The organism is Pseudoalteromonas sp. RWi3, assembly GCF_054960735.1.
This window is the reverse complement of the sequence record NZ_JBHNYL010000001.1, coordinates 19,345-44,258: the sequence shown is the minus strand read 5'-3', so window position 1 is coordinate 44,258 and position 24,914 is coordinate 19,345. Positions and strand designations below refer to the sequence as shown.

The window sequence follows — 24,914 nt, the reverse complement described above, 5'->3', positions numbered from 1 at the left end:
TTAATCTAAATAAAAATCAATATCATTTAGTTCTTTGGAACTCAGATGTTTCATTCCATTTAGGCCATTGAGGCTGTTCAGAGATATCAAAGCCTACTTGATAGAACAATTGTAAGTCTTGAACTGCACCCGATAAATCCCACTCATCGCGGTACCTATCACAAGGTTGATGGTAACAACCACGTAAAACCAAGCTCATACGTTTACGATAATTTGCTGTTTCTTCGTCAAACGCTTCGCTCCCTCCACCAGCATACATGGCAGGTACACCCATGTTTGCAAAAGCAAAGTGATCAGAGCGGTAATATCCACCCGATGATGGTTTAGGATCGCCCGATACAACACGGCCTTGTTTTTTAGCTGCGTTTTCTAAAAGTACGTCCATTTCAGACTTTCCGATACCAACAACACTGATATCTTTTACTTTTCCTAATAAATTTAAGCTATCCATATTGATATTAGCCACTGTTTTTGTAGCTGGTATTACAGGGTTAGCTGCGTAATACTTCGAGCCTAAAAGACCTTGTTCCTCAGCCGTAACGGCTAAAAAGGTAATTGAACGGCTAGGGTTTTTAGGCAACATTGAAAATGCTTCGGCTACTTCAATCATGCCGCCTGTTCCGGTCGCATTATCGTGAGCGCCGTTATAAATTTGATCCCCTTTACGGTTTTTATCAGTGCCAAGGTGGTCCCAGTGAGCAGAATAGATAATATGCTCATCCGGCTTTTCGCTGCCAGGTAAAGTAGCGATAAAATTATATGAAATCGAGGTTTTAATGGTGTTTTTAACCGCAACAGATGCTGTTAAATCACCCATGTCTACGTGATAAGCCCCTTTAGCTGCATTCGCTTTAGCACTATCAAAATCAAGACCGGCCTTAGCAAACAGCTCTTTTGCTACGTCTGTCGTGACCCAACCTTCAACAGCTACACGGTCCATGTTGTTATTTTCTTTTTGGAATCCAAACTGCTCACCACTCCAAGAATTTTCAACAACAGACCAAGGGTAAGAGGCTGGCGCAGTTTCATGGATTATAATTGCACCAGCAGCACCTTGACGGCTCGCTTCTTCATACTTGTATGTCCAACGACCATAATAGGTCATTGCATCACCGGTGAACAAAGCAGGGTCTTTAGTAGCAAAACCAGGATCATTAACCAGCATTACAACTGTTTTACCTGTTACATCCAGGCCTTCATAATCATTCCAGTCGTATTCTGGTGCATTTACACCATAACCTACGAACACAAGTTCAGAATCTTTGATTCCTTCACTTTCGCTGATACGGCTACTGCCCATTACCATGTCTTTTTTATACTGGTAGTCTTTGCCACCAATGGTTAAAACCATGTCAGAGTCAGCTTCAAGTGAAACTAACGGTACTTCTTGTAAAAAGCTATCGCCGTTACCTGGTTCAAAACCAACTTTTTTAAATTGGTCAGTTAAATAAGCAAGCGTCAGTTCTTCACCTTTAGAAGAAGGGGCTCTGCCACCAAACTCATCTGATGCCAATACTTTAACATGCTCAGCTAATTGTTCCGCATTGATTGATTGATAGCCTTTTTCAACATCTTCAGAAGTGAGACTTGTTGTTGCACACCCTGCAAGCACAGCACTTGCAAGCAATGTAAGAGAAAAATAACGATTCATAGTCACTCTTTTTTTGTTTTAAGTTTCTCCAGTATATGAAGAACTATTAAAGAGAACCAGTTTTTGCGGTAAACTGAATAAACATAGTTGTAAAGCAAAAGGTACTCATGAAGCGGTTTACCCCTTATGAGCAATGGCATTATGAATTAGTCAGCTCAGGTGCGTTTGATCATCTCAATAAGTTGTTTAAATTAAATGAACAATTAGATTGGCCTAGTTGTAGTTGGTTTGATGGTTTTTTGAATGCAACAAATGCCAATAATAGACCGATCGTTTTTAAAGAGGATGATTCCTTTAGTGAAGAAGAGCGGTACTATGAGCAAATAATTTTCGATACGGGTTTAGTCCCTACTAGACAAAAAAATTGGCATGACTTATTCGGTGGTTTTATCTGGTGTTTATTTCCTAAAACTAAGTCATTGTTAAATAAACGTCATGTGCAAGAGATAAAATTGCATGGTACAAAACAAAGAAGTAAGCACCGTAACGCGTTAACGCTTTTTGATGAATGTGGCGTTATTCTGGCAGTCACTGATGATAGTTGGCCAATACGTTTACGTAATCATCAGTGGCAAGAAGCATTCGTTGATTTAAGAGATGAGTGGGGGAAAAGTATTTCTCCATTTATGTTTGGTCACGCTAATTATGAAATGCTTACTAAACCGTATATAGGACTGACAGGAAAGGCCTTATTCGTAAAAGTACCAGATGACACATTTTGTAAAGATTTAGTTGCACAATATGCGTACCTAGATACAGTGCTTTGTGAGATGATTGAAAGTAAAGATTGTCTGCAAGATAACAGCTTGTTATCACCTCTACCATTACTGGGCGTACCAGGTTGGCATGATGATAATAAAAACAGTGAATTCTACAGTAACACTGATTACTTTAGACCTAAACGAAGGACACGCTAATGATTGAAGTCATAGGGCTTAAGAAAAAATTTAAGCTAACCAAGGATCACAAAAAAAATAAGCTCGATAAAGTCGACCCGCGGGAAGATAAAGACTTCTTTCACTCTGTACGTGACGTTAGTTTTAGCTGTTCAAAAGGTGAAGTTCTCGGTCTTTTAGGTCCCAATGGGGCAGGTAAAACGACTACTTTACGAATGATTTCAACTGCACTAAAGCCAGATGAAGGAAGTATTCATATTGCGGATGCAGATATAGTGAAAAAACCTTTACTAGGGCGTAAATCAATAGGTTTTTTGTCAGGTAGTACAGGTCTTTATGGCCGTTTGACTGTTAAAGAAAATATCGAATATTTTGCTAAGTTACATGGCATGAATAAAGCTGATATTAAAGTTCGCTGTGAAGAGCTATTCGATTTACTGGATATGCACAGTTTTATTGATAAACGCGCTGAAAACCTATCAACAGGTATGAAGCAAAAGGCGAATATTGCTCGTGCTGTTGTTCATCACCCTGAGGTTGTAGTACTCGATGAGCCAACAACTGGCCTTGATATTATGACAACCCAAACGGTTATCAAATTTATAAAGGGACTTAAAGAGCAAGGCACGCCAGTTATTTTCTCTACCCACCACTTAGATGAAGTTGCGTTGCTTTGCGATCGTGTCGCGGTAATTAACGAAGGTGTAAGTTGCTTTGATGGTAGTTTGGAAGAATTTAAGCAGGCAGGTAAAAGTGATGAGCTCAATCAAGCATTTATGAATATTTTAATGGAGCAAGCAGATGTTTGAAGTATTTAAAAAGGAACTTAGAGAGCTTTTACGCGATAAAAAAACACTTATATTTATCGTGGCACTCCCGGTGCTTATTTTCCCGCTTTTGTTTGGTGTTATGGCGTTTATGAGCTCACAAGCTGCGCTTGAGGCTGAACAAAAAGTTCACACCTACGCAATTATAAACGGTCATTACGCACAAGAATTCACAGATAAAGTGTTTTACCATAAAAGCTTTGAGCTTTATAAAGGTGAAGAAACCTTTACTAGTGTTGAAGACCTAACAGCAGCTGTAAAAGCGGGTACTATTGACATGGGTATATACCTTCCCACTGATGCTAAAAAAGCCTTAGATGAGTCTAAGCAAAGTAAATGGGAAGTCGTTTACAATGATGCAAAAGCCATCAATTTTTTGTTTGATAGAGTGTCAGAGCTGGCAAATGATTTTGGCAATAAGCTTCAACAGCAAAAGCTTTTATCATTTGGTATTAGTGAAGAACAACAGGCTGCGGTTTTAAACCCCATTGAAGTTGTTAAAGTTGATACCGCAGATAAACGTGAGAATCTAGGTGAAAAGATAGGCGGATTTATACCTTATTTACTCATTCCTTTAGTATTAATGGGTGCGACGTACCCGGCTATTGATTTAGGTGCAGGCGAAAAGGAGCGGGGTACATTAGAAACTCTATTACTTACCCCAATTACACGCACTCAGCTTGTGCTAGGTAAGTTTGTTACTTTATTGGCTGCATCTATAGCGACCACCACAATAACCGTGCTCAGTATGGGAGTTTGGATAAGTATCGCAATTACCTTTATTGATTTGGCTGTCATTAAAACGGCGTTTAGTTCACTCAAAGTGATTGATTTGGCATTAATATTTATACTCCTTTTACCTATCGCAGCTATCTTTTCCTCGCTTGCGTTAGCAATCTCTATTTATGCCAGATCGTTCAAAGAAGCGCAAAACTACATGACACCATTAACAATGGGGGTGATATTCCCAATCATTATTGCTTTATTACCAAATGTAGAACTTACGACAAAAACAGCGTTTGTGCCTGTTACTAATGTTGCGCTAGCTATAAAAGAAATCATTAAAGGAACGATAGATTATACATTATTGGGTTTAATATTCTTAGCCACCGTTATTGTGGCAGGTGCGCTACTTGCTTTTTGTGTTAAGTGGTTTAACAAAGAAGAAGTGCTGTTTAGGTAACCGTGGCTGAACGCGAATATCGCTATGTGCTAACGAAGATGATATTTGAAGTTTAGGGTGTGTTTACTTTTCAAGGTTAAATTTGCAGCAGTCTGTTTAGTGTGGTTATTCCCCCTAAACAGGCGCTGCCCTTCGGGTTCTGCCTAAGGCCGATTTACGCTTTGTCGCCTACATGGATGGTGGTAAGGGGCGTGAGCAGGACGCGCAAGCTTTGCTCGGTTTTGACTTAGTTCACTAGGTTGCAAACCTCGCGCCGCGATTAAACCGTCCCTAGCTTGAACAAATTTTAATCCGCAAAGATAAACAGATCCTATTCTAATTTGATTTTAAGTGGTGGGGTAAGCTCACCACTTAAAATTGAGTAAACAATGAGCCTAAGCCGCTGATTTAGTATCTTGTAGATCAGTAATGTCTGCGGATTCGAGCACAGTTTGTTTTTCTGACCAATGAATTAATTCTATTCGGCCATTATCATTTTCGACTAGGGCGGTGCAGTTCTCTATCCAATCACCATCATTACAGTAGACAATACCATCAACAACTTTCAGCTGTGGGTGATGTATATGACCACAAATTATGCCATCCACTCCTTGGCGCTTAGCTTCATGAACCGCTGCCTTTTCAAAAGCCTCTATTGCTTCTCTAGCTTTATGGACACGTGCCTTTATCCATGAGGCGAGTGACCAATAGTGTCCACCAAATAGCCGACGAGTTCGATTAGTCCAACGGTTTAAAAATAACAGTAAGTCATAGCCTGCATCACCAACTAGGCTAATAAATTTGTTATACCGTGTAGCAGAATCAAAATCATCACCATGGAGCAGTAGAAAGCGTTTGTTTGCCGCTGTGGTGTGAATAAATTGCTGATGAACTTCTACACCAAATAATGTGTTGTTGACATAATAACGAAAAGTTTCATCATGATTACCGGGTATATAAATCACGCGTGTACCCGATTGGGCTTTACGTTGAATGTACGCTAATACTTCATAGTGACTTTGGTGCCAATAAAACTGTCGTTTCATTGACCATAAATCAACAATATCACCGACTAAATAAAGCGTGCCACAATCGATTCGGTTTAAAAAGTCTAATAGGTAATTGGCTTGGCAATCTTTATAACCTAGGTGTACATCCGATATCCATACTGCAGGGTAATACACATTTGACGTATTTTCTTTTTTATCCATTTCAGTTACTCGCGGTGTAATAATTACCACGTTAAATAAATATCATGACGTTAAAACGACACTTTTAATAACTATGCATGACATAAAATAACTAATTTACTCATAATCAGAACACATTCATCTTATTGTTTAGCCAGTTAATCGTACTCGCCTTTTTATTGATCAATTAGCTGTTACACTGCGTACCATAATGAAAATAATTATTAATTAGGTATTACTTTGAAACATCGTGTTCTTTTATTCATTCTTATTGGTATTTTAAGTAGCCTGAGCAAGCACGCTGTAGCTGCCAATGTCATCGTTAAAGCGGTTGAAATGGAACGTGCAAAAGAACAGGTTCAGGCTGTGGGTAATACAGAAGCAATCCGCTCTGTCATTTTATACCCGGCCGTAGGGGACCGTGTGACTGCGGTGCATTTTAAGCCGGGTGATAAAGTAACAGCAGGCCAAGTATTGTTGGAGCTTGATTCTCGCAGACAAAAAGCGGCACTTGAAGAGGCTAAAATCAAATTAGCTGACAGCCAGAGAATTCAAAAGCGCTTAATGCAAAGCCACGCTAAAGGCGCTGTTCCGCAAAGCGATTTAGATGATGCTAAAACTGTGACACAGCTTGCTAAAGTTACCTTAACTCAAGCTGAGACAGAGTACGAAGATAGGCAAGTTAGAGCGCCATTTGACGGTGTGATGGGACTGACTGATATTGAAGTGGGAGATAGAATCACGTCACAAACCGCTATTGCAAGTATTGATGACACACAATCTCTATATATTAATTTTGATGCCCCTGAATCTGCAATTCAAATGTTACGTAATGACGCCAGTGTATCGGTTATCCCGTGGCAAGGTAGTAAAAAGGTCAATGCTGAAATTGCGTACCTAGATTCAAGAATTAACCCGCAATCACGTACCATGCGTGTAAAAGCTAAGTTAAATAACGATAATAATGCTTACATTCCAGGAATGAGTTTTAGAGTTTACATTGAAGTTTTAGGTAATAATTATGCAGCAGTACCTGAAGCTGCATTACTCTGGGGCGCGACCGGTCCTTATGTATGGGTTAGTAAGGACAATAAAGCAACCCGAGTCGATGTTAAAATACAGCAACGCCTTGCAGGTAGGTTGTTAGTGTCAGGTGGCCTGGATGAAAATGACACCTTGGTTGTAGAAGGTGTGCAAAGACTGCGTCCACAGCAAGAGCTCACTTTTTTATCACCTATAGTAAGCGCTAAGGAGTAGGTATGAAACAGCAACCGCTGATGCAAGATTTGCCATCGATGGCAATCCGTAGACCTATCCTTATTGTTGTTCTGAATCTATTAATAATTATCGCGGGTATTGCAGCAATCGCAGGTGTCGAAGTGCGAGAACTACCTGACGTGGATCAACCCCGAATTACTGTTTCAGCGTCTTTCCCAGGAGGTTCACCAGAAACTGTCGACACTGAAGTGACCAGTAAACTAGAAGGTGCTGTTGCTCGCGTAAGTGGCGTTAAAACAATTCGTGCACAAAGTGAAGAGGGCAACGCGCGAATAGTTGTGCAATTTAGACCCGGTATTAATTTAGATGATGCAGCTAACGAAACGCGTGAATCTGTAGCGCGTGTGCAGCGCGAATTACCAGAAGAAGTTGAACGAGTATCAATCATTAAAGCAGATAATGATGCTGAAGCTGTTGTATCGTTAACAGTATCAAGTAATAGCATTGCACTTGAGGAATTAACTGAACTTGTTGAAGTTGATTTAGCGCCGCAATTTTTAACCATTCCAGGTGTTGCTGATGTTCGCCTAAATGGTGATCGTCAACGTGTATTGCGCGTAAGATTAGATCCTCTTAAATTAGCCAGCTTTAACCTAACAGTCCCTGATGTTGCACAAGTACTTCGTCAAGCTCCGTTTGATGTGCCAGCAGGGAGTTTAAAGTCAACCGATCAGCAAGTTATTGTGCGTGCTGATGCAACATCTATTACAGCGGAGCAAGTGAGCGATATGATAATACGTGATAACACACGTATAGGTGATATTGCTGCAGTATACTTCGGTCCTGCAGATCCGCGTTCGATGGTACGCTTAAATGGCCAACCTGTGATTGGTATGGAAGTTATTCGCCAAGCACAATCTAATACTATCGAGATATCAGATGAAGTACTTAACCTACTTGATAAAATGAGAACCCGTTTTCCTGAACTAGAATTTACATTAACCTCTGATGATGCCCAATTTATTCGTAGTTCTGTCGATGAAGTTATTAGCTCTCTTATTTTAACTATTCTATTGGTTATCGTTACGTTGTGGGTGTTTATTGGCTCGTGGCGCGCAACCTTGGTACCTGCATTTGCTATCCCTGTGGCGTTAGTTGGCTCTCTTGCGTTGATATGGGCACTTGGTTTTTCAATTAATATATTAACCTTACTGGCATTGGTATTAGCAACCGGTTTAATCGTTGATGATGCAATTGTAGTGAGTGAGAATATTCAGCGACAACGAGGGCTTGGGTTAGGCAGACGTGCAGCAGCTGTTATAGGTACTCGTGAAGTGTTTTTTGCTGTTATAGCGACCACTGCCGTGTTAGCAGCAGTATTTATACCTATTGCTTTTTTACCTTCAACAGCAGGGCGGTTGTTTAGAGAGTTTGGCGGGGTTTTAGCCGGTGCAGTTATTATCTCTAGTTTCGTGGCGTTATCTTTAGTGCCCGCGCTAACTTCAAAACTAAAATTAAAACAAGGCGGTTGGCATCCTTTTGCAAAACTAGGCCATTGGCTAGCAGGTGTTTATACTAAAACAATCCACTGGGTACTTGATCATGCTTGGGTAACACTCATTACGTGCTTACTGGTGGCAGGTGGTTCTGGTGCGCTGTATTTTAATTTGGAAAATGAACTTCTTCCAACTGAAGACAGAGGTAAAATACGTATATTTTCCCGTGGACCTGATGGTGTCGGGCTTAACTTTATGGATAGGCAAGCCATAAAAATGGAAGATATACTTCTGCCATTTGTTGAAAGTGGTGAAATAGAATCTATTTACACTGTGGTAGGTCAATGGGATCCGAACATTGTTTTTATTACAGTGCCACTCAAGCATTGGGACGAACGCCATTTTACACAACAAGAAATCATCAATAAAATTCGTGGTCCGCTGACGGGTATCCCTGGTGCTCCCGCATACCCTAATGGTTCAAATAGTTTAAACCTTCGTGGTCAAGGTGGCGGTATAGAATTGGCTTTATTAGGCCAAGATTATAAGCAGATATTTTCTGCCGCTCAGGATTTTTCAGCAAAGGTTGAACAGCAAATCCCAGGTGTGGGTTCTGTGCGTGTATCTTATCAGCCATCGCAACCTCAGCTACGTGTAAATATCGACAGACGTCGGGCTGATGAATTAGGTGTTTCGTTAAACGATATAGCGATTACTCTTCGTGCTGCTATCAATGGTGATGATGTGGCAGATTTAAATATTGGCGATCAATCTATCCCAATTATGCTGCAATCACAGAACCAAACAATTCGCGATCCCAGCGATCTTGCTAACCTTTATGTGAGCGCTAATAATGGACAGTTGGTGCCTTTGAGTAGTGTCGCTAAAATAACAGAGGAGGGCGTGGCAGCCGAATTAGAAAGACATGCTCAACGTCGTGCTATTGAACTCAGTATGGAATTACCAGAATCGATGACCATAGCATCACTTGTAACTCAACTTCGTGATATATCCCAACAAACTTTACCTGATGGGATAACGTTAGCTTTTAAAGGTGAAGCACTTACCTTTGAAGAAACGTCTAACGAAGTCTTTATGACCTATATATTGGCATTTTTAATTGTGTTTTTAGTGCTAGCAGCACAGTTTGAAAATGTGAACAGTGCAATTGTTGTTATGATAACAGTCCCATTTGGAATTACTTCCGCCATTTTAGCACTTTATTTAACGGGTACCTCGTTAAATATTTACTCTCAAATTGGACTCGTCATGCTAATTGGATTGATTGCTAAAAACGCGATTTTACTTGTTGAGTTTGCTGACCAATTACGTGATCAAGGCCTTAGCGTACGAAAAGCCGTTGAGCAATCAGCGTTGGTTCGATTACGTCCGATTACGATGACATTGATATCAACCCTATTAGGTGCATTGCCACTTATCTTGTCAACAGGGGCTGGTGCAGAAGCGAGAAACGCCATTGGGTGGGTTGTTTTCGGTGGTCTTGGGTTAGCGGTATTATTCACCCTTTATCTGACTCCTGTTATCTATCTTGGTTTGGCGCGTTTTACTAAACCTCGTGGCGATGAAACTAATCAACTTGCACAAGAGCTAGAGCAAGCTTGATCTATCAGGGTCTGTTGTCCTTTGCGGATTAAAATTTGTTTAAACTAGGGACGGTTTAATCGCGCTGCGAGGTTTGTAACCTAGTGGGCCAAAACCGAGCTACAAAGAGTAAATCGCCCCTAGGCTGAACCCGAAGGGCAGCGCCTTTTTACCATTGATTCTGCGTGATCGCCTATTTATGGGGAATACCACACCACATAGGCGCTGGCTGCCTAAATACCAAACAGACTACTGCAAATTTAACCTTGAAAGGTAAACAGACCCGAAATATTTTTAACGGCTATTTTTGTAAAAATAGTCGTTAAGGCTCACAATAGATGTAAAGCACTCAGTAGGATTAGTTTATGCAAGCCGAACATGTTGATATAGCCACGTTTCTTCGTGAACATGCACCATTTGATGAATTACCTGACGATGCATTAAATCAACTTTCAGGTGAAATAGAAGTTGCTTACTATCGTTCAGGTAGCCCAATTTTAAATTTGGGTGATGACATTAATGATTTATATATAATTCGCAGCGGGTCGGTAGAAATCTATCGCCGTGATGGAGAGTTATATAATCGTTTGACCGTCGGTGGAATCTTCGGCCAAATGGGATTATTAATGAACCGCAAAGTGCGTTACCCTGCAAAGGCTCTTGAAGATACTTTAGTGTATTGTATTGATGTGTCGGTATTTAATAGGTACTGCGATAAATATGAAGTGTTTGCTGACTTCTTTGAAGCAAGTGGCACAGTTAGATTGCACCAAGCCATTGTAGAGCAGGCTGATAGCAATGACTTAACAACAGCTAAAGTTAAATCTCTTCTTCATCGTGAAGCTGTTACCGTTGCAAAAGATGCCAGTATTCAAACAGTAGCGCAAATTATGACAAGTGAGTCAGTGTCATCTGTTCTAGTAACCGACTGTGATAAACTCGTAAGTGATGATCCTGAAGACGATGATGGTCAAGTAGTTGGTATAATTACTGATAGGGACTTAAGGACTAAAGTAATTGCACAAGGCAAAAGCTTTACCCTCACTGCGCAATCAATTATGCAAACTGACTTAATCCTACTTGATAGCAACGCTTATATATTTGAGGCGGTACTAGCCATGCTTAGGGATAATATTCATCATCTTCCCGTTGTGGTAAAGAAAAAGCCCATTGGTGTTATTTCGTTATCTGACGTTCTACGTTATGAATCACAAAGCAGTTTGCTGCTAGTACGTGGCATCCTTGCTCAGCAATCGGTTGAAGACTTAGCTTATTATGCACGCCAGCTGCCTAATGTTTTTGTACGTATGGTAAATGAAGATGCAAATTCACATATGATTGGCACTGCAATGGCGGTAATAGGGCGCACGTTTAAGCAGCGATTATTAGTATTAGCTGAAGAAAAGTTTGGCCCACCTCCTATTCCTTACTGCTTTATAGCATTAGGATCTATGGCTCGCGATGAACAACTCATCGTAACTGATCAAGACAATGCACTCATATTAGATAACAGTTTTGATGAGTCGTTGCATAATGAATACTTTCAAAAACTGGCGGATTTTGTCTGTGACGGATTAGCGCAATGTGGTTATACGTATTGCGACGGTGAGATCATGGCTTCGTTTAAAAAGTGGCGCTTAACAAAATCCCAGTGGCAAGCACAGTTTGCCCAATGGATTGCAGAGCCTAAACCTCAAGCCTTACTAAATAGTTCAATTTTCTTTGACTTAGATGGCGTATATGGGAAGTTAAAATGGGCAGATGAATTAAAACGGTTTATTTCTCAAGAAGGGCGGAAAAATAAACGTTTTCTTGTCAATATGGCGCATAATGCCCGAAATAGAACCCCTCCACTTGGTTTTTTTAAAGACTTTGTACTTGAGCATAACGGCCAACATAAACGTTCTATGAATTTAAAACGACGTGGTACAGCACCGCTATCAGATGTGATACGTGTGCATGCATTGGCTATCGGTTCTAGAAAGCAGAATTCTTTTGAGCGACTTGAAGATATTATTGAGTCTAAATTACTTCCGCAAGGAAAAGCGCAAGACTTAAGAGATGCACTGGAGTACATTGCTATGATCCGTATTAGGCATCAAGCGTGGCAAATTGAGCAGCTCAATGAACAACCTGATAATGACTTGGAACCCCATCTGCTATCACCATTTGAGCAACGAAATTTAAAAGAAGCTTTTGCAATTTTGGATAAAGCACAGAATTTTCTTAAATTTAAGTATTCTTCAAATGTGTCTCTTAAATAGTGAAGGAGGTTAAATGCTAAGTTGGCCAAATCGATATAAGCAGCTACAAACTCAATGCAAAACCAAACCGGTTCATGATTTTTATCAAAGCGCGATAGACAACCCAACAATGCCGATTAGTGAAGTACCTATGGTTGCGCTTGATTTTGAAACGACGGGTTTAGATTATTTAAATAATGATATTGTTAGTGTTGGACTAGTACCATTTAATACACAGCGTATTCGATGCCGTGACAGCCAACAATGGTTAGTAAAACCTCGACAAACTCTGGCTGAGGACTCAATAGTAATCCACGGCATTACACACTCTGAGGTAAATCAAGCCCCTGATTTTACCGAAATTATAACACCCTTACTCACTGCTTTATCAGGCAAGGTAATCGTGGTCCACTTTGCTGCCGTTGAACGGCATTTTCTTTACCATGCATTAAAAGAGCGGTTAAATGAAGGGCTTGAGTTTGCGGTTATTGATACAATGGAATTGGAAAAAAGGGCACTAAAAGCACGACAAGGTCTGCTAGGAAGAGTACTAAATAATAAGCTTGATTCAGTGAGGTTGGCGGATTCGCGTTCACGTTACTCTTTACCCGCTTATAACAACCACAATGCATTAACAGATGCCTTGGCTACAGCAGAGCTACTACAAGCTCAGTTGGCCTATCACTATCGCACTGATACACCACTAAGTGATTTATGGGTATAAAAAACGCCGCAATCAATGCGGCGTTCTTATTTGTAAGTGTTACTTAGCTTCTCGGTTCAGTCTTTAAACCCATCAATAAGCTTACACACATTAATAAAAGTACAACGGTAAAGGGCAGACCGGTCGAAACTGCAGCAGCTTGTAAAGCTTCCATTGCCTGCGTGCCTCCCACCCAAAGTAGAGTAGCCGCAATTGCTCCTTCAACTGATGCCCAGAAAATACGTTGCGGCACAGGCGCATCAACTTTACCACCTGCTGTGATTGAATCTATTACAAGTGAGCCTGAGTCCGAAGAGGTGATAAAAAATACCAACACTAAAACAACCGCAGTAAATGAAAGTAACTTAGCCATAGGTAGTTCATCAAACATTTCAAACATAGCTAGAGGCACTTGCGTTAAACCGTCAGTACCTAGCTTACCAATGCCACTGACAACTTGATCAATGGCAATACCACCATAAATCGACATCCACAATACAGTGACTAAAGTTGGGATCAGTAACACAGCAATTAAAAATTCTCTAATAGTACGTCCTTCAGACACACGAGCGATAAACATACCAACAAACGGTGACCAAGATATCCACCAAGCCCAGTAAAATACAGTCCAACCATGCATCCAGGTTTCATCCTCACGGCCATGAGGATTGCTCAGTGGAATGATATTCTCAACATACCCCATTACGGTGTTGGGTATATTACCAACAGCTGCTGCGAAACCAACAAGGCATACAAAAGTCATTAAGATAAATGCAATCAGCATGTTTACGTTACTTAGGAGTTTCACACCGCCATCAATACCACGGACAACAGAAATGATAGCCAACAATGTAACAACAGCAATAACCAGTATTTGTAAGCCAACACCAGATTCCATACCGAAAACATGATTAATACCAGCTGATGCCTGTTGTGCACCAAGCCCAAGTGATGTAGCTAAACCGAATAAGGTTGCTAATACCGCTAAAATATCAATGATATGGCCTGGCCAACCCCATGTTTTATCGCCAAGTATTGGATAGAAAATAGATCTAATAGAAAGCGGTAAGCCTTTATTATAAGTAAAAAAGGCAAGTGATAATGCTACAACAGCATAAATTGCCCATGGGTGTAAGCCCCAATGGAACATGGTTGCACCCATCGCTAGCTTTGCAGCCTCAGGGGTGTTAGGTGTGACGTTCAAAGGTGTTTCATACCAACCAGTAAAATATGCTACTGGTTCAGCAACGCCCCAAAACATTAAACCTATACCCATACCGGCTGCAAATAGCATTGCCATCCAAGATAAGCGAGAATGAGTTGGGCGTGCATTAATACCGCCTAGTCGAATTTTTCCGTAGGGAGAAAGGATTAGTCCTATACAAAACAATAGAAATATATTGGCAGACCACATTAAAAAACTATCAAAATGATTAATAATATCGAATTTAATACCATCTAAAGTAGATTTAGCAGTTTGAGGATCACTGACTAAAACAGCGATTAAAAAAATTAAAATTAATCCCGCACTTGTTCCAAAAACGGGATTATGAACATCAAAACCCCATTTCTGTACATTATCCTGACCGACAGTGTAATCAGTATTATCAATGCTATATTTGTCATGATTATCGCTCATGAAAAACCCCATTTGTTTATTTTGATTTGTATTAAGTTAAATTAGGTATTAGATTAAAAGTAAAGTTTGTATACAAACCTTTTACTAAAAAGAACGAACTAGGCTAAGTGTAGAAGTTCATCCGTCAATGTAAATAATTTAACCCTAAAATCATAATTTATATTAATTATTACTCTTATAGCTTACAGAAGTAGGTTAAATTTGTCATGGGGAGGGCAAAAATAAACGACAATTAAGATTTTTAGCTGCTTTTAAATGATAATTTGCTTAGTGTTGAGAGTATTCTTATTTTGATTAACTATAATTTATTAACGAAATGTTTAAATTTAATGGATAATATAGGTGAGTGTTATTTTGAATAAAGACTGCACAATGCAAAAGTTTGTGCAGTCTTTATAAAAATTATTGATGAATACAGCTATTTCGCATAAGCATCGTTGTGAATACCTGCGGCTCGGCCTGATGGGTCAGCATTATTTTGAAATGATGCATCCCAAGCAAGCGCCTCAGGTGTAGAACAAGCGACAGACTTACCATGTGGTACACATTTAGCTGCAGCATCTCCCGGAAAATGTGATTCAAAAATGGTGCGGTAAAAATACGCTTCTTTAGAATCAGGAGTATTGATAGGGTATTTGAACTTTGCATTTGCCAAATCTTGGTCGCTCACTTGTTCAGCGACATATTCTTTAAGCGTATCAATCCAGCTATAACCAACACCATCAGAAAATTGCTCTTTTTGACGCCATAAAACATCATCAGGCAAATAGCCGTCAAAACCTTCGCGTAAAATATGTTTTTCTATTTTACCGTCTTTACACATTTTGGCTTCAGGGTTGGTGCGCATTGCCACATCAACAAATTCTTTATCTAAAAATGGCACACGTGCTTCTACCCCCCATGCCGCCATAGATTTGTTTGCTCGTAGGCAATCAAACATATGTAATTTAGACACTTTACGATTAAGTTCTTCATGAAACTCTTGTGCATTTGGCGCTTTGTGAAAGTATAAGTATCCACCGAATAGTTCGTCAGCACCTTCACCTGAAAGTACCATTTTAATTCCCATGGCTTTAATTTGTCGTGCCATTAAATACATCGGTGTTGAGGCTCGAATTGTTGTTACATCATAAGTTTCTATGTGATAAATCACTTCTTTTAGAGCGTCAATGCCTTCTTGTATTGTGAAATGAATAGGGTGATGCACGGTTCCAATCATATCAGCGACTTTTTGGGCGGCGGCTAAGTCAGGCGAGCCTTCAAGACCGACTGAAAATGAGTGTAATTTAGGCCACCATGCGTCACTTTCGTCATTATCTTCAATTCGTTTTGCAGCAAAGCGTTGTGTAATTGCAGAGATTACAGATGAATCAAGACCACCAGAGAGTAAAACACCATAGGGCACATCACACATTAATTGACGTTTAACGGCTGCTTCTAATGCGTCTTTAACATCTTGTGCTTTAGCGTCATTGCTTTTCACGGCATCAAAAGTTTGCCAATCACGCGCATAATATGGGCGTAATTCACCATCTTTACTGTATAAGTAGTGACCTGGCGGAAATTCTTCGATATGTTTACAAATAGGAGATAACGCTTTTAATTCAGAAGCAACATAGAAATTCCCATGTTCATCATGTCCTGTATAAAGCGGTATAATGCCAATATGGTCGCGACCAATAAGGTATGCATCATTTTCTTCATCGTATAAGCAAAAAGCAAAAATGCCATTAAGATTGTCTAAAAAATCAGGGCCTTTCTCTTTGTAAAGCGCCAATATAACTTCGCAATCTGATTGAGTTTGAAAAGTAAAATCAGTCTTTAAGTCAGCAGCCAGTTCTTTGTGGTTATAGATTTCTCCATTAACAGCGAGAATATTTGTTTTTTCTGGATTGTATAATGGCTGTGCGCCACTGCTTACACCAACAATTGCCAAGCGCTCATGCACTAAAATTGCTTTATCAGATGAGTACACGCCAGACCAATCAGGTCCGCGGTGACGTAATAACTTTGACATTTCAATTGCTTGACTACGCAACTGTGTGGCATCAGACTTAATGTCTAATACACCAAAAATTGAACACATAGTAACTCCTCATTCCTATCATGTGTGCGCTTAAAACAGATTTGTTTTATACGCGAACTCTTGTTTTATCAGAAATAAATAACTAAGTCACATAGCTTTTACAATATTATTAGAATAATTTATGCACCACTATATTTGTGAATGCACTAAAGAGGGGAAAAATCTTTACTCTAGCCTGTGATGAGCCCATTTTATGAACGGCAAGCCAACTATAGGGATATTTAATTCACTATTTTGTATAGTAAGCGCACCAAGGTGGTGCGCATTAATAAAAATTTAATAGGCGTTATTTAATGCGATAGCAAGCTGTGCAAAGTGTGCTTCAATTTTTTTTTGTGCTTTAATCGCTGTTTGCATATCTACGTATTCGAAGCGGATAGTGTCACCTGGTTTTAGTTGAGCAAAGTGATACAAATCTGCACTAATGATAGTGCCAAGTAAGGGGTAACCCCCAGTTGTTTGTGCATCGTTCAGCAAAACAATCGGCTCACCATTTGGCGGCAGTTGGATAGAGCCTGGGTTAACTGCAAGTGATGGCAGGGAGTGACTATGTGATAATGTTGAATTTTCATTTGAAAGTCGTACACCCATTCGATTGCTTTGTGGTTTAACACGCCATTTAGTTTCACAAAATGAGCGTAAAGTATGTTCCGTTAGTAAGTCGGCATGAATGCTTGGGTGAACGCGAATCACATGGCGTTTTGGTGGTAATATGGCGCCTCTCTTAGGCCAGTCTTTATGATAAGGCTGGACTGGGATTTTATCGCCTTCTTTGAGTGCTAAGCCTGTCGTGCCACCAAACCCTGCTGCCAAGTCAGTTGAGCGAGAGCCCATTACGGGTTCACATAAGACGCCGCCTTTTACGCCAACATAGGCTCTAAAACCATTTCGAGCAGTCTTAAAGGTTAAAGTTTGTCCTTGCTTAATAGCATACGTCCAGCCAGGGTAGACTGGTTTGTCGTCTAATTGAGCCTGCATATCCGTGCCTATTAAAGCTATTACTGTGTCACATTTAAATAGTAACTTCGCAAGACCGAGTGTAATTTCTATCACTGCATCATCTATGTGGTTTTTCAATAAGGTGTTTGCCATTCTTGCTGCGAATGGGTCGATTGCACCTGACTGTGATACGCCGATATGTCGAAAACCAAATCTACCTTGGTCTTGAATACTCATTAATAAACCAGCTTTTAATACTTCTATCATGACAACGCCTCATCGGATATGAATTGTAATGTATCACCAGGTGCTATCTCACAAGGAGAAGTTTTTTGCCAATCGAATAAACTAAATTCAGTGTGTCCAATGATATGCCAACCACCAGGTGAATCAGCTGGGTAAATTCCTGTTTGATCAGCCCCTATAGCCACGGAGCCTTTTGGTACATGAGTTCTCGGCTCAGAACGTCGAGGTGTTTCAAGCTCAGTAGGTAAGCCGTGTAAATACGTAAACCCAGGCTGAAAACCTAAAAATAAAACGTGGTAAGTAACACTGGTATGTAATTCGATTACTCGCTGGGTTGATATACCGTGATGTTGAGCAATAAACTCAAGATCAGCCCCGACATTACCGCCATACTGAGTGATAATCTTATGATGCGTGCCTTTATTTTCTTCAATGTTTGTTGTTTCCCACCAAAGTAATAACTTTTCTTGCCATTGGTTACTATCATCTGAATTAGCTAAGTATAAAGTTAATGAGTTCATTGTTGGAACAATATCAATGAAAGCAGTTGTTGCTTTGCATCGCTTTGCTAAAGTCCATATCTTATTTTGAACTGATAAAAGGGGATCTTTTAGATGAGTAGCATCTAGAAACAGACTATGGGAACTAGTAGCAGTGATTTTAACATTTTGCTGTAAATTCATTACTTTGATACTGTAATTATTCATACTGCTAAACTAGCACAATAAAGACAATATGTTTACAGGAATAAAAATTGAACAATAGGACGGTCGGTCATACAATCTAACATAGTAAAAGCATGCACCAATATAAGCTACTGGTGCATGTATAAACTACTGATGCATGGTTAGTTATTTAATAACCATTCAGATAATAATCGAACTCCGAAGCCAGTGCCGCCAGGTGAAATTTCTCCTTTACCTTTTGTTGCTAACGCATTGCCGGCAATATCGATATGAACCCAACGCGTTTCACCTGCAAAATGTTCTAAAAAGCTTGCTGCTGTTGTAGCACCAGGACCGCTTGAGCCTATGTTCTTAAGGTCAGCTATGTCTGAACTTAATGCATCTTTATAGCCCAAAGGTAAACGCCATACGTTTTCATTTACCGCTTTGCCAGCAAATGTCAGCTCAGAGATAAGAGAATCATCATCAGAGAATATTGCTGCATAGTCATTGCCAACTGCTCTAATTTTAGAACCTGTAAGTGTTGCTACGTCAATCATGATTTCTGGTCTGAAGTGCTTTCTTGCATACCACATAGCATCACTTAACACTAAACGACCTTCAGCGTCTGTATTTACAATTTCAACGCTTAAACCTTCTGCGGTTCGAACAACATCACCAGGGGCTACAGCAAATTGTGAAACCATGTTAGCAGCCATGCCCATTACAGCAACCACGTTTTTATCGGCTTTCGCCAATGCCATTGCTTTTACTGTACCCAGTACAGCGGCAGCGCCTGCCATGTCAGATTTCATTCTGGCAATAGATGCGCCTGTTTTTATACTGTAACCACCAGAGTCAAACGTAATACCTTTGCCAACCAACGCAATAGGGCTGTCATTTGAACCTTTATAATGGGCAACAACTAAACGGGCACCTTGTTGGCTTCCACGGCCAACAGCTTCAAGCGCGCCCATTCCTAACTTTTTTAATTCTTTAGGTTCTAACACCGAGACAGTCACGCCAAGACTTTGTAGTTCTTTTGCAGCATTGGCAAAATCTACAGGAGTCATTTCAGTGGCTACTTCAGAGGTTAAATCACGCGCTAAAAAAACACCTTCTTGAATACTTTGTAAAATAGAGTATTGTGCACGGGTTTTATCGGTATCAGCAACGTCAAAAGCATAGCTTATAGTGGCACTGTTGGGCTCTTCTTTATATTTTTCAAAACGGTGATCTCTTAAATTAGCACCGTGGGCAAAGTTTGCTGCTAGCTGTGCGTTAATAGAGGTACCTTTTACGTCATCAAATATAACACTGGCAGAATTTATTTTATTTGCTAAAAGTTTAGCGTGAACATCTCCACCTAATTTTGCTATTGCTGCTTTATCAAGTTTCTCAATTTCACCTGTACCAACAACCAAAATACGTTCATGCTGACTACCTTTAGGGGCAATTACTTCTAATACTTCACCTACTTTTCCTTTATAGCCTTTAACGTCAACAGTATGAGCAAGGAGTTCATTTAATTGTTTATCTACCGCTTTGAATTGTACGTTATCGCCATCTTGGCTAAAAAATACAACTACGGTTTGTGCTGAACTATCAATTTCTGTCGAAAACTTAAACTTTGCCGCACTTACTTGCGTACTAGATGCTAGGGCTAGCGTTAAAGCTGAGGTTTTTAATATATTTTTCATGATCACACCAATATAAAATAAAAGTGCTTTTTACCTTATTTCGGTCTTCATATTAAGTTTTTCACGGTGAAGCTTTGATATAAAGCGACGAGTATAGATTTATTGTAAAAAGTATTTAGAAGCTTTAATGAAATTATTTAATTACTTATTTGGTCTATTTGAGTAGTTGTGGTCTAAGGAGCTAAATATTATGGGCAAGATGACAAAGTTAATACTGTGTACATCTTTAATAACAGTGAGCTTAACGGGGTATGCTTTAAACTCAAAAAACGACAGTCCAATGCAAGCAAGCCTGCATGTACAAACGTTGGTTTTGGGCTCGGGCTGTTTTTGGGGTGCTGAAAAACGATACGAAGCTTTACCTGGTGTTGTCAATGCTGTATCTGGTTATGCAGATGGTAGTGGCTTTAAAGCGACCTACAGCAATATAACGGCTCCATCAAGACGTTTTGATGAAAATAACTATGCCGAAGTTGTTCAAGTTACATACAATACAAACCGAATATCTACTGAAACGCTGCTAAAAAAATATTTTGAAAGTCACGATCCAACTCAACTAAATCGTCAAGGTAATGATATTGGTACTCAATATCGTTCAACTATTCTGACGAGCAATGAAGAGCAACTTGAGCTTGCAAATAATTTAAAACAGGAATATCAAACTTACCTATCTAAAGCTGGCTATGGCGATATTAAAACCATAATTAAACCTTTAGGTACTTTCTATAAAGCTGAATCTTACCATCAAGACTATATTGCTAAAAACCCAGATGGATATTGCCCAGATCATTCGACGGGTGTGCTGTTTGACAAAGTAGATAAAGAAAAAATAGATAATAGCTCGCTGTTAATAGGCAAGCAGATAGTTATTATTGATTCAAACGACTACTGTCCTTATTGTGAGAAGCTTAAAAAAGAAGTAACTAATGATTACAAAGGTACTATTGCAATTACATACCGTAAAGCAGACGAACTCGATAAATTAACTATTTCTTCGCCTACTTGGGCTTCGCCAACGTTGATTTTTTTAGAAGATGGTAAAGAGGTTTTTTCACACCAAGGTTTTATTAACAGGCTAGATTTTTATAAAGTATTAGGCGCGTTTAAGCTAGGTGATAGCGAGGCTTACAAAGTTGCTTTTAATTCACGCACAGACAGCCCATTTTGTAAGGAATACGATATTTTTAAAAATACGCCGGATGGACAATTTGTAGATAAGCTCAGCGGTGAACCTTTATTCGATACCCAAGATAGATTCAAATCGGGCACCGGTTGGTTATCTTTTACACACCCGGTAAAAGACTCGGTAACAGAACACGAAGATAATAGTTATGGCATGCAAAGAATAGAAATCAGATCTAAATCCAGTGGTATTCATCTTGGTCATTTATTCCCAAAAGAAGGACCTAATAATCAAGATAGGTACTGCATTAATGCCACTGTTTTAGAATTCATACCTCGCTAAAATTAATAATTTAAGTTGCGTCAATAACAGACAAATGAACCTGGTTCTTCCTTTGCCAGGTACATTTTGTCATCAGCTTGTTTTATGATTGCATCAGTATCTAAGCTTTTACCAGGGGTAACGCCAGAAACCCCCATACTTAATGCATATTTAGGGTAGCTATTAGTAAACTGTTCAATGATACGATTACAAATAATCTCAGTTTGTTCGATGGCACAATCAGGTAAAATAATACAAAATTCATCTCCACCGTACCGACAGGCAAGATCAACCTCTCGAATACAACAGGTTAATACATTAGCAATAAACTTAAGTACCTCGTTGCCTTTTAAGTGACCTTCCTGATCGTTAATTTCTTTAAAGTTATCAACATCTATGTAAATAAAAGATAAGTTACTATCACGCCTTTTAGCGACGGCAAGCTCTCTTCTTAGCACATCTTGCATAGCACGTTGGTTGTAAATGCGGGTAAGCGGGTCAAGGCGTGTTTGTTCTTCTAATTGCAAAGTTCGCTCAGCTACTTTCATCTCAAGACTTTTAGCGTATTGCTCAGTCTTTCTTTTTGCTGACTCAATTTCACCCAGTAGGCTTCCAATATAGGTGTCGAATACCAGCGTTGTATCAAAGTAAAATAAATTTTCTAGTGTTGTTAATGTATCTTCTAACTCACAGGGGTCATCAATGTTATTTTTTAATACAGTAACAATTAGTTCTTTGAGTGTTTTTACTGCTGAGAGATAGAGTTTTGGCTCAACACCTATGCGTTTGTGAACCATGCCTATGCGTAATCGGTTATTTACGTAGTTACTGTCGTAACTCCCAGAAAATAAATCAATAACGTATTTACGTTGTGCATTTCTAAGACGCGTGAGCGTTTCCGCATCACCAATGAGTAAAGATATTTCATCAATTTCAGTTTGTTTTTCATAAAAATCATCAACAATTAAATCGATATTATCTTCAATGAGTTGCTTGTGCTCAGATATTTGCGAAAGGGAAGATTTAGTTAAGCTTAGTAATTCCATTCTATTGGCAATTTCAAGGTCACTAATCTGCATTTGCTCGAGTAACGTGGTATCAGTTCTACTCATGCGTTACTCCGCAGATGTCAAAAGACAATATTTGGGCTGTTTTCAACTTTATTCCCTCAAATTGATTGGTAACACAACAAGTTTAATTATCAATAGATAGCGCTGCTTAATACCTAACTAAATTAAATATTAGGATAAAAGTTAAAGAAGTAAAGTATTCTCTAAGAGTAACTTATTGAACTGGCATTATTTAAGATGTTTAAAGGTATCTAATATCCACTTTATGAATAATTCTAACGAAGCATTTGATTCGCTTGGTTCATGCTGGACTAAATAGTATTTATCTTTTGTTTTTAAGGGTAGGTCCGTAAAACTAAATAACCATTGCTCTTCAAACCACGTCTGGCTTATAGGCAATGGGATTAGAGCAATTCCCATACCTTGCTGAGCTGCGCGAGCAACACCAAACATACTGTCTACTTGAATAATTTGTTTAGGCGCAAAATCTTCTATGCCAGCATGTTCTGCCCATTGGTGCCAAGCCCATGGGCGTGCTTTATGTAATATTAATGGTACTTCATTGAGTGCTTGAAAAGGTGCATCTTTCCAAGCCTCCCAGTTTTGTTTATTACATGCCGGCGAATATGATAATGAAAATAGTTCGTGAACCACACCTTCAATTGGCTTAGAGGATGATAAAACAATTGATAAATCACTTTGTCTAGTCAGCTCTTTACGCGTTTTCATGGTGTTTAATTGTAAGTTAGTATTTGGGTGCTCGGTGGTCCATTCACTAAGTTTTGGCATTAATAGTTCACTGGCAAAAAATTCAGGTAAGGTGATACTAATATTTACATTTTCTTGTAGTTGACTAAATTCCGTTATGGTCTTTTCGAGTGCTTTTATCAAAGGTGAAACAGAATCATAAAAGTTTTTCCCTGCGGATGTTAACCGTATTGAACGCGTTTGACGCTCAAAAAGCTCAATACCTAGCTGCTCTTCCAATTGTTTAATTTGATGGCTCACAGCGGATGGCGTTAGGTAGAGCTGGTTGGCGGCTTCTTTAAAGCTTAACGTTCTTGCCGCAAAACAAAATGAACGTAACCCTCTGATAGGTGTTTGCATAGTCGATGTTAGTAATTCTCAATAAGGTTAGTTAAGCAATAAATAACCCAATTTGCAAAGACTTAGCCTTTTTAGTTAGTTAATAGGTTAATTTTTGCATTTAATAGTAAAAAACGAACATTTTACGGTTATTAAAAATACAATTTCGTGTGTATAAGGTTTTTAATTATTAAAAGATGATTTAATTTCATTATTAGTAACGTAAGTAACATTTAAACGATATAGCTATATTGGGGCAATAAATAATGTGTATGCTATAAATTGGTGCAGTGAATTTTAGACAAAAAAAATCCCTCGTAAGAGGGATTTTGGGTAACTCAGCGCCATTGGCACTGGGAATGAGGTCGGTACAGGGTGAGTCTGTCTGGTTTAAAAAACCATCTCAGGGACTTCACCATCAACAAGTAATTTACCTGCTGTTTTGCTAATTATTTCATCGACTGACACACCTGGGGCGCGTTCTAATAAATGAAATGCGCCGTCTTTAACTTCTAAAACGGCTAAATCGGTTACTATTTTCTTTACACAGTTAACACCGGTTAGTGGTAAAGAGCAACTTTCAAGAAGTTTTGAATCACCATGTTTACTTGCATGGGTCATAGTAACAATAATATTCTTTGCACCAGCAACAAGGTCCATCGCGCCACCCATGCCTTTAATCAGCTTTTTGGGGATCATCCACGACGCGATATTTCCGTTCTGGTCAACTTCAAATGCACCTAATACCGTTAAGTCTACATGACCACCACGGATCATTGCAAAACTATCTGCACTATTAAATATGGCAGCACCTGTTGCTGCTGTCACGGTTTCTTTACCCGCGTTAATCATATCAGCATCAACTTGGTCTTTTGTAGGGTACTGACCCATACCTAGTAAACCATTTTCAGACTGTAGCATAACCTCAATACCATCAGGTACGTAGTTAGCAACAAGGGTAGGGATACCTATGCCTAAATTTACGTAATAACCATCTTGAAGCTCTTGCGCAACCCGCATTGCGACTTGTTCACGTGATAATGCCATGCTC

At 39.4% G+C, this 24,914-nt stretch carries 18 protein-coding genes; 8 read left to right on the top strand and 10 right to left on the bottom strand.

Annotated elements, in window-relative coordinates:
- Positions 1-22: 22 nt before the first annotated feature.
- Complete coding sequence (locus ACFI4Z_RS00175; RefSeq protein WP_462668829.1) at positions 23-1,651, bottom strand: M28 family peptidase; 1,629 nt, start codon at positions 1,649-1,651, stop codon at positions 23-25.
- Positions 1,652-1,758: 107 nt separating this feature from the next.
- Here ACFI4Z_RS00175 and ACFI4Z_RS00170 point away from each other — a divergent pair, with 107 nt between their 5' ends.
- Genes ACFI4Z_RS00170 through ACFI4Z_RS00160 form a run of 3 tightly spaced genes read left to right on the top strand, consistent with a single transcriptional unit; the run spans position 1,759 to position 4,557 of the window.
- Positions 1,759-2,568 carry a DUF3025 domain-containing protein gene (locus ACFI4Z_RS00170; protein ID WP_462668828.1) on the top strand — a complete coding sequence of 270 codons (810 nt, stop codon included), beginning with the start codon at positions 1,759-1,761 and terminating at the stop codon, positions 2,566-2,568.
- Positions 2,568-3,356, top strand: coding sequence for an ABC transporter ATP-binding protein (locus tag ACFI4Z_RS00165; RefSeq protein WP_462668827.1), 789 nt, complete (start codon positions 2,568-2,570; stop codon positions 3,354-3,356). The genes ACFI4Z_RS00170 and ACFI4Z_RS00165 overlap by 1 nt, the downstream gene beginning before the upstream one ends.
- Complete coding sequence (locus tag ACFI4Z_RS00160) at positions 3,349-4,557, top strand: ABC transporter permease (protein ID WP_462668826.1); 1,209 nt, start codon at positions 3,349-3,351, stop codon at positions 4,555-4,557. Before ACFI4Z_RS00165 ends, ACFI4Z_RS00160 begins: the two co-directional genes overlap by 8 nt.
- A gap of 374 nt (positions 4,558-4,931) precedes the next feature.
- On the opposite strand, the gene ACFI4Z_RS00155 is transcribed toward ACFI4Z_RS00160, so the two are convergent.
- Positions 4,932-5,747, bottom strand: coding sequence for a UDP-2,3-diacylglucosamine diphosphatase (locus tag ACFI4Z_RS00155; protein ID WP_462668825.1), 816 nt, complete (start codon positions 5,745-5,747; stop codon positions 4,932-4,934).
- 219 nt (positions 5,748-5,966) lie between these two features.
- Here ACFI4Z_RS00155 and ACFI4Z_RS00150 point away from each other — a divergent pair, with 219 nt between their 5' ends.
- The 4 genes from ACFI4Z_RS00150 to ACFI4Z_RS00135 all read left to right on the top strand — a co-directional run bounded on the left by ACFI4Z_RS00150 (position 5,967) and on the right by ACFI4Z_RS00135 (position 13,009).
- Positions 5,967-6,983, top strand: a complete 1,017-nt coding sequence (locus tag ACFI4Z_RS00150) for an efflux RND transporter periplasmic adaptor subunit (RefSeq protein ID WP_462668824.1) — start codon at positions 5,967-5,969, stop codon at positions 6,981-6,983.
- A 2-nt stretch (positions 6,984-6,985) separates the two neighbouring features.
- Complete coding sequence (locus tag ACFI4Z_RS00145) at positions 6,986-10,063, top strand: efflux RND transporter permease subunit (protein ID WP_462668823.1); 3,078 nt, start codon at positions 6,986-6,988, stop codon at positions 10,061-10,063.
- A gap of 344 nt (positions 10,064-10,407) precedes the next feature.
- Positions 10,408-12,306: a DUF294 nucleotidyltransferase-like domain-containing protein gene (locus tag ACFI4Z_RS00140; RefSeq protein WP_462668822.1), complete on the top strand. Its 1,899-nt coding sequence runs from the start codon at positions 10,408-10,410 to the stop codon at positions 12,304-12,306.
- Between the two features lie 13 nt (positions 12,307-12,319).
- Positions 12,320-13,009 carry a 3'-5' exonuclease gene (locus ACFI4Z_RS00135; RefSeq protein WP_462668821.1) on the top strand — a complete coding sequence of 230 codons (690 nt, stop codon included), beginning with the start codon at positions 12,320-12,322 and terminating at the stop codon, positions 13,007-13,009.
- 43 nt (positions 13,010-13,052) lie between these two features.
- Here the strand turns inward: ACFI4Z_RS00135 and ACFI4Z_RS00130 are convergent, their stop codons facing one another.
- From ACFI4Z_RS00130 to ACFI4Z_RS00110, 5 genes are all read right to left on the bottom strand, one after another.
- Positions 13,053-14,627, bottom strand: a complete 1,575-nt coding sequence (locus ACFI4Z_RS00130) for a BCCT family transporter (protein WP_462668820.1) — start codon at positions 14,625-14,627, stop codon at positions 13,053-13,055.
- Positions 14,628-15,045: 418 nt separating this feature from the next.
- Positions 15,046-16,713 carry an asparagine synthase B gene (asnB, locus tag ACFI4Z_RS00125; protein WP_462668819.1) on the bottom strand — a complete coding sequence of 556 codons (1,668 nt, stop codon included), beginning with the start codon at positions 16,711-16,713 and terminating at the stop codon, positions 15,046-15,048.
- A 276-nt stretch (positions 16,714-16,989) separates the two neighbouring features.
- Complete coding sequence (locus ACFI4Z_RS00120) at positions 16,990-17,919, bottom strand: 5-oxoprolinase subunit C family protein (protein ID WP_462668818.1); 930 nt, start codon at positions 17,917-17,919, stop codon at positions 16,990-16,992.
- A complete protein-coding gene (pxpB, locus tag ACFI4Z_RS00115) occupies positions 17,916-18,605 on the bottom strand; it encodes a 5-oxoprolinase subunit PxpB (RefSeq protein WP_462668817.1) in 690 nt (229 codons plus the stop codon). Before pxpB ends, ACFI4Z_RS00120 begins: the two co-directional genes overlap by 4 nt.
- Before the next feature lie 140 nt (positions 18,606-18,745).
- Positions 18,746-20,263: a leucyl aminopeptidase gene (locus tag ACFI4Z_RS00110; protein ID WP_462668816.1), complete on the bottom strand. Its 1,518-nt coding sequence runs from the start codon at positions 20,261-20,263 to the stop codon at positions 18,746-18,748.
- A gap of 190 nt (positions 20,264-20,453) precedes the next feature.
- Between ACFI4Z_RS00110 and msrA the strand changes: the two genes are divergently transcribed.
- Positions 20,454-21,728: a peptide-methionine (S)-S-oxide reductase MsrA gene (gene msrA, locus ACFI4Z_RS00105; protein ID WP_462668815.1), complete on the top strand. Its 1,275-nt coding sequence runs from the start codon at positions 20,454-20,456 to the stop codon at positions 21,726-21,728.
- Positions 21,729-21,748: 20 nt separating this feature from the next.
- Here msrA and ACFI4Z_RS00100 read toward each other — a convergent pair whose 3' ends face one another.
- The 3 genes from ACFI4Z_RS00100 to ACFI4Z_RS00090 form a co-directional block, all read right to left on the bottom strand.
- Complete coding sequence (locus tag ACFI4Z_RS00100) at positions 21,749-22,819, bottom strand: GGDEF domain-containing protein (protein ID WP_462668814.1); 1,071 nt, start codon at positions 22,817-22,819, stop codon at positions 21,749-21,751.
- A 186-nt stretch (positions 22,820-23,005) separates the two neighbouring features.
- Positions 23,006-23,884 (bottom strand): LysR family transcriptional regulator, encoded by an 879-nt coding sequence (locus ACFI4Z_RS00095; protein WP_462668813.1) that lies wholly within the window; start codon positions 23,882-23,884, stop codon positions 23,006-23,008.
- Positions 23,885-24,253: 369 nt separating this feature from the next.
- Positions 24,254-24,910 (bottom strand): 3-oxoacid CoA-transferase subunit B, encoded by a 657-nt coding sequence (locus ACFI4Z_RS00090; RefSeq protein WP_099293843.1) that lies wholly within the window; start codon positions 24,908-24,910, stop codon positions 24,254-24,256.
- Between the last annotated feature and the right edge of the window lie 4 nt (positions 24,911-24,914).